The organism is Streptomyces sp. NPDC102270, from assembly GCF_044766405.1.
In the GTDB taxonomy this organism is placed as follows: Bacteria; Actinomycetota; Actinomycetes; order Streptomycetales; family Streptomycetaceae; genus Streptomyces.
Window position 1 is genome coordinate 390110 of the sequence record NZ_JBIWLX010000010.1, and the last position, 7845, is coordinate 397954.

At 70.2% G+C, this 7845-nt stretch carries 7 protein-coding genes; 2 read left to right on the forward strand and 5 right to left on the reverse strand.

Annotated elements, in window-relative coordinates:
* Positions 1-33: 33 nt before the first annotated feature.
* The 4 genes from ACIRP7_RS23410 to ACIRP7_RS23425 form a co-directional block, all read right to left on the reverse strand.
* On the reverse strand, positions 34-729 hold the full coding sequence (locus ACIRP7_RS23410) for a response regulator (RefSeq protein WP_403662736.1): 696 nt from the start codon (positions 727-729) through the stop codon (positions 34-36).
* Complete coding sequence (locus ACIRP7_RS23415) at positions 701-1888, reverse strand: sensor histidine kinase (protein WP_403662739.1); 1188 nt, start codon at positions 1886-1888, stop codon at positions 701-703. The genes ACIRP7_RS23410 and ACIRP7_RS23415 overlap by 29 nt, the downstream gene beginning before the upstream one ends.
* Positions 1889-2152: 264 nt before the next feature.
* Positions 2153-4714 carry an ABC transporter permease gene (locus ACIRP7_RS23420; protein WP_403662667.1) on the reverse strand — a complete coding sequence of 854 codons (2562 nt, stop codon included), beginning with the start codon at positions 4712-4714 and terminating at the stop codon, positions 2153-2155.
* 16 nt (positions 4715-4730) lie between these two features.
* Positions 4731-5486, reverse strand: coding sequence for an ABC transporter ATP-binding protein (locus ACIRP7_RS23425; protein ID WP_403662670.1), 756 nt, complete (start codon positions 5484-5486; stop codon positions 4731-4733).
* 121 nt (positions 5487-5607) lie between these two features.
* Between ACIRP7_RS23425 and ACIRP7_RS23430 the strand changes: the two genes are divergently transcribed.
* Entirely contained in the window at positions 5608-6756 is a 1149-nt protein-coding gene (locus ACIRP7_RS23430) for a sensor histidine kinase (RefSeq protein ID WP_403662672.1), read from the forward strand.
* Positions 6753-7406, forward strand: coding sequence for a response regulator (locus ACIRP7_RS23435; RefSeq protein WP_403662675.1), 654 nt, complete (start codon positions 6753-6755; stop codon positions 7404-7406). The genes ACIRP7_RS23430 and ACIRP7_RS23435 overlap by 4 nt, the downstream gene beginning before the upstream one ends.
* Here ACIRP7_RS23435 and ACIRP7_RS23440 read toward each other — a convergent pair.
* On the reverse strand, positions 7401-7706 hold the full coding sequence (locus tag ACIRP7_RS23440; RefSeq protein WP_403662678.1) for a hypothetical protein: 306 nt from the start codon (positions 7704-7706) through the stop codon (positions 7401-7403). The genes ACIRP7_RS23435 and ACIRP7_RS23440 overlap by 6 nt on opposite strands.
* Between the last annotated feature and the right edge of the window lie 139 nt (positions 7707-7845).

Consider the following 7845-nt stretch of genomic DNA (forward strand, 5'->3'; position numbering starts at 1 on the left):
CTACTGCCGGGGCGGACAGCGGCAGCACCGCACTTACGCGGGCCCGTGCGGGTGCCTTGGTTCGGACGCCGGGCTGACCAGCCCGCACTGGTAGGCGATGACCACGAGCTGGGCGCGGTCACGCACTGCCAGCTTGGTCATGGCCCGGTTGACGTGAGTTTTGGCGGTCAGCGGGCTGACGAACAGGCGATGGGCGATCTCGTCGTTGGTCAGGCCCAGTGCCACCAGGGTCGTGACGTCGCGTTCCCGCGGTGTCAAGCACTCCAGGCGGTCATGTACGGCCGCTGGGCAAGGCTCCGGCTGGGCCAGGAATCGAGTGATCAACGCCCGCGTCGCCGACGGGGACAGCAGCGCCTCGCCGTCTGCGACCGTGCGGACGGCATCGAGAAGCTCCTGGGGCCGCGCCCCCTTGCCGAGAAAGCCGCTCGCACCGGCACGCAGGGCCTCGGCGACGTTCTCGTCATCCTCGAAGGTGGTCAGGACGAGCACCCTCACGCCTGCGAGGTCCTCGGATTCACTGATGAGGCGTGTCGCCTCGATGCCGTCCATCTCCGGCATGCGGATGTCCATCAGGACCACGTCCGGGCGCTGGGCGGCGGCCAGTTCGACTGCCTCGCGCCCGGTGGACGCCTCGGCCACGGTCTCCATGTCATCCGTGGCGTCGAACAACATGCTGAAGGTGCCCCGCAACAGGGCCTGGTCATCGGCAAGCAGCACGCGAATCGTCATGCCCATTTCTCCGATCCCGCTCCGGGCTGGAGCAGCCGGCGTGCAGCGGCAGTTCGGCGGTCACGATGAAACCGCCCTCGGCGCGCGGCCCCGCATACAGCCTGCCTCCGATCGTGGCGGCCCGCTCCCGCATCCCGATCAGCCCGTGCCCGGCCCCCGGGGACGGTTGATGCGGTCCGGCGGACCCGTCATCCTCCACGGTGATGGTCAGCCGTTCCCGCTGGTAGTGCAGGAACAACCGGGCATGGTCAGCTCCGGCGTGCTTGCGCACATTGGTCAGGGACTCCTGCACGATGCGGTATGCAGCCAGGTCGACCGCCGGCTCCAGAGGTTCGGCGGTGCCGCGCAGGGCGTGGCTCACGGCCAGCCCGGCGCGTTCGAACGACGCCAGCAGGGCCGGTACCTGCGCAAGGCCCGGCATCGGGTCACGAGGCGCGACCGGGTCGTCGGACTGCCGCAGCAGGCCCACGGTCACCCGCAGTTCGTCCAGTGCGGTGCGGCTGGTGTCCCGGATCTTCTCCAGAGCGGTGAGGATCTGATCCGGGCGCTGCTCCACCAGATGGGCGGCGACGCCTGCCTGAGCGTTGATCAAGGCGATGTGGTGCGCGACGACGTCGTGCAGGTCACGTGCGATGCGGACCCGTTCGGCCGCCACACGCCGCTGTGCTTCCTTCTCACGGGTGCGCTCCGCGCGCTCAGCCCGTTCCTCCACGGCCGCCACATAGGAGCGGCGTGAGCGCACTCCGTCCCCGACGGCGGCCGGCAGAGAGGTCCAAGCCAGCATCGCGGCCTTGTCGGGCTCCAGCCATGACGCCGGCGCGCACACCACGGCGGCGCTGACCAGGACGGCAGCCGAGACGGCTGCCACGGTCCAGGCGGTGCGCCGGTTGGTCCGTACGGCCACGTTGTAGACAGACACCAGAACGGGGCTTGTCACCAACGGGCTGTCTCGAACCCCGAGCAGCTGGATGACCACCCCGCAGCCAAGGGTGAGAGCCAGTACGCCGAACGGGTGGCGGCGCCGCCACACCAACGCGGAGCAGCCGACGGCTGCCATCGCCACGACGGGCCACCGCAACAAGAACTGGTGCTGGTGCGGTTGGATTGAGGCGGCCACGACCGACAGCACGAACAGCACAGCTGAGCCCAACGCATCCACCGTGCGGATCCGGGCTCGCCCTCCCCGTCCCCAACCGTTGATCACCGCCATATCACCACCGTAGGTTCGACGGCCGGATCAGGCATCGCCAAGTAGGACTCCGCAAGGTTGTTCTGGCTCTTGGGTCCGGGCTGGTGGTGTGGGCGGGGGCGGTGGCTGGTGGTGCTGGTGCCGGTCCAGCAGTTCAGCGGGTCGTGGATGGCGTCGAGGGTATGTAGAGGGGGTTGGCTGTATCGGCCTTTGGGGCCAGGCCGCCCTTGTGCGTCAGTCCGTTCTGATGCTGTCCAGCACGTTCAGCCTCGCGGCCCGTCGGGCCGGCCACAGCGCCGCCAGCAGACCCACCAGGGCCGCACCGGCAACGTACGCGGCGAGCTGCGCGTACGGGAAGACGGTCGTGAGTCCGGTCATCGCACTGCTCAGCAGCCGGACGCCGGCCCCGGCCAGGAAGCTGCCGATGGCGATGCCCAGTGCCGCGCCGAAGGACGCGATCAGGACAGACTCCAGGCGGACCATGCGCCTCACCGCACTGCGGGGCAGTCCGACCGCTCTGAGCGTGCCTATCTCGCGCTTGCGCTCCAGTACGGCCATGGCGAGGGTGTTGACGACGCCCAGGGCCGCGATGATCACGGACATGGCGAGCAGTGCGTACATGGCGTCCAGCAGCAGGTTGATCTGCGCACTGAAGTGGTCCCGCATCTGCTGTCTGGTGCGGACGTTGATGAGCGGGTTGTCGCCGGTGGAATCCTTGAGCGCCTGCTGCAGTGACGCTGTGGCCCCGGTGACCCCTTTGACCAGGACCGTGCTGTAGAACGGCGCGGTGGTGTGCGGGCTCAGCACCGACCGGCTCATCAGCACCGACCCCAGTACCTCGCTGTTCTGGTACACCCCGCCGACCGTCAGCCGGCCGCCGCTGCCGTCCGGATAGGTCACCGGGACCGTACTGCCCACGCTCCAGCCGTCGTTGACCACGTGGTTCTGGTCGACCAGGATCTGCCCCCGCCGCAGGGCCGTGGTGGAACCGCTGACCATGTCCGGGACGATCAACTGGTCGAAGCTCTTCGCGTCGACGCCGGTGACGGGAAGGTCCTTGCCGCCGGTACGCAGGCGCTGGTCGTCCAGCGCGCTGTACGCGGCCACGCCCGGGGTCCTGGCGATCGCGGGCAGCAGCGTCGGAGCGACCGGCAGACTGAGCAGGGCGCTGACCGCGTAGTCGGCCCTCATGTTCCGGGTGACCTGCCTGTCGATGGCGTGGGTGACGGAGGCGCCGAGGACCGTCAACGCGCTGATCAAGGTGATACCTACGGTGAGTGCCGAGGCGGTCGCGGCGGTACGCCGCGGGTTGCGCACCGCGTTCTGCCGAGCCAGTGTGCCGGAGACCCCGAACAGCCAGGTGCAGAGCGGGCCCGCCAGTGCGATCGCCGGCCGGGCCAGCGCGGGGGTGAGAACGAACACTCCGACCAGCGTGCTCACCGCACCGCCCGCGACCAGCAGGTTACCGGCCGAGCCGCCCTTGACGGCCCCCCAGAGGACCAGTGTCAGGCCGGCCCCCGTCAGGGCGACGCCGATGGTGTTGCGAACGACGAGGCTTTTGTGGGTGGCCGGGGTGTCGTTGCTGCGCATCGCGGCGACCGGAGCCACCCGCGAGGCACGCCAAGCGGGCAGCAGCGTCGCGAGACCGGTGGCCATGGTCCCGGTGAGCAGCGTGAGGAGAACGGTGGTGGGCGAGACGACCAGCGTGCTGGTGGAGACATGGCTGCCCATGGAGCCCATGAAGCCCTGGAGTGCGGCACCGATCCCGATGCCCGTGACCAGGCCGGCCACCGAGGCGCCGACACCTACGAGCAGGGCTTCCAGCAGCACCGAGTTGGTGATCTGGCGGCGGCTGGCTCCGATGGCCCGCAGCAGAGCCACCTCGCGGGTGCGCTGTGCGATCAGCATGGTGAAGGTGTTGGCGATGAGGAAGACGCCGACGAACAGGGCGATCCCGGCGAAGGCCAGCAGTACGTTCCTCATCCCGGACATGCCGCTCCGCGCCTGTGCGGCCATGTCCGCGTTGAGCTGGGCGCCGGTCTTCACCGTGATGTTCCCGCTGTGCGGGACGACCGGCAGGATTTCACCGCGCAGCTCGTCCTGGCTGGTGCCGGGCGTCGCGACGACCTGGATGCTGTCGTACTGGCCCGGTTCGAGGTAGAGGCGCTGCGCGGTGGCGGTGTCGAACAGAACGAGTGAGCCGCCTGCCCTGACCTGCGGATCGTCGGTGGTGAAGATGCCGGTGACCGTCATTTTGAGCACGGGCCCGTTGACGGCCGCCCGCACGGTGTCGCCGACCTTGAAGTCGTTGTCGCTCGCGGTCCTGCGGTCGATGGCGATCATGCCTGCCGAGGTCGGTCCGGTGCCCTGTGCCATCGGGTACTCGGGGTCCTGTCCGTCGGCGGAGGGAACCCAGTTGGCGCCCTGGGTGTTGCCGCGGCTGCCGATGAGGTTGCCGTGCGGGTCGGAGAGCCCGGCGAAGCCGGTGACGGTGCCGCGTGCCGAGCGCGTTCCCGGCAGAGCGGCGATCCTGCGCACCGTGGACTCGGTCAACGGGCTCCGGGCGCCGGCGTGCTGTCGGGCCCCCGAGTCCGTGTCCGGGTTCACGGCGGTGTCGGTGACCTGGGCCGAGATCCGTGAGTGGCTGTCGGTGAGGCTGTCCTTGACGGACTGTCCGATGGAATCGGAGAAGATCAGGGTTCCGGCGACGAAGGCGGTGCCGAGGAGCACAGCCAGCATCGTCATCAGCAGACGGCCTTTGTGGGCGCGCACATTGCGCAGTGCGGTGCGATACATGGTGGTCGGCCCTTCTTCAGTTGGTGGGGGCCACGGCGTCAAGACGACGCATGCGGTCCAGGACGCTGTCCGCGGTCGGGGCCCGCAGGTCGTCGACGATGCGGCCGTCCGAGAGGAACACCACGCGGTCCGCGTACGAGGCGGCGATCGGGTCGTGGGTGACCATCACCACGGTCTGTCCGAGGTCGCGCACGCAGTCGCGGAGGAAGGCGAGGATCTGCGCGCCGGATCGCGAGTCCAGGTTGCCGGTGGGCTCGTCAGCGAAAATGATCTCCGGTTTGGAGGCCAGAGCACGGGCACATGCCACCCGCTGCTGCTGGCCGCCCGAGAGCTGGGACGGTCGGTGGCCGAGTCGGTCGGCCAGGCCGACGGCCGCCACCACCCGGTCCAGCCACTCCTGGTCGGGCTTTCGTCCGGCGATGGCCATGGGCAGAGTGATGTTCTCCAGCGCGGTGAGCGTCGCCAGCAGGTTGAACGACTGGAAGACGAAACCGATCCGGTCCCGGCGCATCGCGGTGAGCCGCTTGTCGTCCAGGCCGCCCAGTTCGGTGTCGCCGATCCGGGCAGAGCCCGCGGTGACCGGTTCCAGGCCGGCCATGCAGTGCATCAGTGTCGACTTGCCGGAGCCGGACGGACCCATGATGGCGGTGAACTGCGCCCGCAGGAATGCGACTCCGAGGTTGTCCAGGGCGGTGACGCGGGTCCCGCCCTCGCCGTAGATCTTGCTGAGGCCGACAGCAGACGCCGCTGCCGTGAGGGAATCGTTGGTCACAAGTCTTCTCCGGTCGTCAGGGGCTCTCAAGGTGACGGGCAGGCGGTGCCCGGCGCATCTGCCTGGAGGCATACGCCGCAGGGCCGATGCCCCGCCCTCCCCGCGCCTCTACGCTCGGGCCATGCGTCCTGATCCGAGCCCCCCGCTGCCGGCACGGCTACGGCCCAGGCACCGGCTCGCGCTGGAGCTCACGGCTTCCATCGCGTACGGCCTGGCGGCCTGGGCTCTGCCCGCCCACGGCACCGGCCTTCGGCTCGTGGCGGCAGCCGCCGCGGCCGTACTGCTCACCGCGGCATGGGCAGTCGGCCGGCACTGTCCGCTCGCCGCCTTCGGCGCGGCACTTACGGCCCTGTGGCTGACCCCGCCGGCCGAAGTCCCGCCGGGCGGGACGCTCGGATTCCTGGCGTTGGGGCCGATGGCATGGGCGCTGTACCTCGTGGCCACCCGTTACCGCATCCGTACGGCGGCAATCGTGCTCGTGCTCTCCCTCTCCGGTGCGGTGGCCACCGCGCTGCCGGACTTCACGCACCGCGGCGGGATCGTCCCCTTCGGTCTGGTCTTCGTCACCGCTTGGACGACCGGCTACGCGGTGCGGCAACGGCGCGGGTACGCGCGGGAACTGCTCGCCCAGACCATCGCCCAGGAGCGGTTGCGGATCGCCCGGGAGCTGCACGATGTGGTGGCCCACGGCATGAGCGTGATCACCGTCCAGGCGAGCTACGGCCACCTGGTGATCGACGACAGGCCCGACCGGGCCCGCGCCGCGCTCGACGTCATCGAGACCACAGGCCGCGAGACAACCACCGAGATACGACGGCTGCTCGGCGTGCTGCGTACGGAGGACACCGCTCCCGCGCTCGCCCCGGCCCCCGGGCTGGCCGACCTGGACCGGTTGCTGGCGTCGACGGCCGAAGCGGGCGTACAGGTCGAGCTGGTGATCACCGGCAGCCGGCGCGCCCTGCCCGCCGGAATCGACACATCGGCGTACCGAATCGTCCAGGAGGCCCTCACCAACGCGGTGAAGCACGCCGACACCTCCCGCGCAGGCGTCCGCATCGGCTACGGGCCGGACGAACTGCTCATCGAGATCACCGACCAGGGGCAGGGCCACCCGAGCCACATGGGACCAGGACATGGCCTCATCGGCATGCGGGAACGGGCCGCCATGTGCGGGGGCGACTTCCGGGCCGGGCCGCTGCCCGGGGGCGGTTTCCAGGTATGCGTCCACCTGCCGCTCACCGCCCGGGACTCCACGGGAAGCCGCGCATGACGGTCCGCGTCGTCGTGGCGGACGACCAGGCCCTGATACGCGCCGGCTTGTGCGGCATCATCGGCACCGCACCGGACCTGGCAGTGGTCGGCGAGGCGGCCACCGGGACCGAAGCCGTCGCCCTCGCCCTCGACACACACCCCGACGTCGTCCTCATGGACGTCCGGATGCCCGACATGGACGGCATCGAGGCCAGCCGGCTCATCACCGGCGCGGGTACGGGCACCGTACGGGTGCTCATGCTCACCACCTTCGACCTGGACGAATATGTCTACGGTGCGCTGCGCGCCGGAGCCAGCGGCTTCCTGCTCAAGGACGCCCCGCCGGCGGATCTGCTCGCCGCCATCCGCGTGGTCGCCGCCGGGGACGCACTGCTCGCCCCAGGCATCACCAGGCGGCTGATCAAGGAGTTCGCCGCCCGGTCCGCCCCCGCGCCCACGATGCCGACAGGCATCACCAAACGTGAACGCGAAGTCCTTGTCCTGGTCGCCAAGGGCCTGTCCAACTCCGAGATCGCCCAGCACCTGCACATCACCCATGGAACGGCCAAGACCCACGTGGGACACCTCCTGACCAAACTCGGGGCCCGCGACCGTGTGCAACTGGTGGTCCTCGCCCACCGCACCGGCCTCGCCGACGGGAGCTCATAGGGCTGCCATGGAGAGACGCCGCCAGCAGGTCATCCCCGAGCCGAAGCCCGGCTGTTGCCCCACGTCGAGCTTGATCCTGCGGGCGGCGGCCAGTTCGTCCCCGGCAAGCAGGTGCGGCAGAGACCGCGTCGGCGTCGACGAGGCTTCCACGCTCCGGCCCAGGTCGGCAGCCGTGGTGATGATGGTGCTGTGAAGGTCCTCGTTGTACGCCGGCACCGTGCGCCCGCCGGTGATGCGCAGCAGTTCGGGCAGCACCTGGTCGAAGTGGGCGCGAAACGGTGGGTCACTGATCCCGTGCACCGCGAGAACGTGATCGGCGGGGGGGGGGGGGGGGGGCCCCCCCCGGGCGCGGGGGCCCGCGGGGGGGGGGGGGGGGGGGGGGGTTTTGGGGGGGGGCGGGGCGGCGCCCAAGGCGGGGTGGGGGGGTGGGTTGCGCAGG

Bases quoted from the DNA above. Each gene is read 5' to 3' on its own strand.
- ACIRP7_RS23435 (WP_403662675.1), top strand. From the start codon at position 6,753: ATGACGGTCCGCGTCGTCGTGGCGGACGACCAGGCCCTGATACGCGCC.
- ACIRP7_RS23410 (WP_403662736.1), bottom strand. From the start codon at position 729: ATGACGATTCGCGTGCTGCTTGCCGATGACCAGGCCCTGTTGCGGGGC.
- ACIRP7_RS23430 (WP_403662672.1), top strand. From the start codon at position 5,608: ATGCGTCCTGATCCGAGCCCCCCGCTGCCGGCACGGCTACGGCCCAGG.
- ACIRP7_RS23420 (WP_403662667.1), bottom strand. From the start codon at position 4,714: ATGTATCGCACCGCACTGCGCAATGTGCGCGCCCACAAAGGCCGTCTG.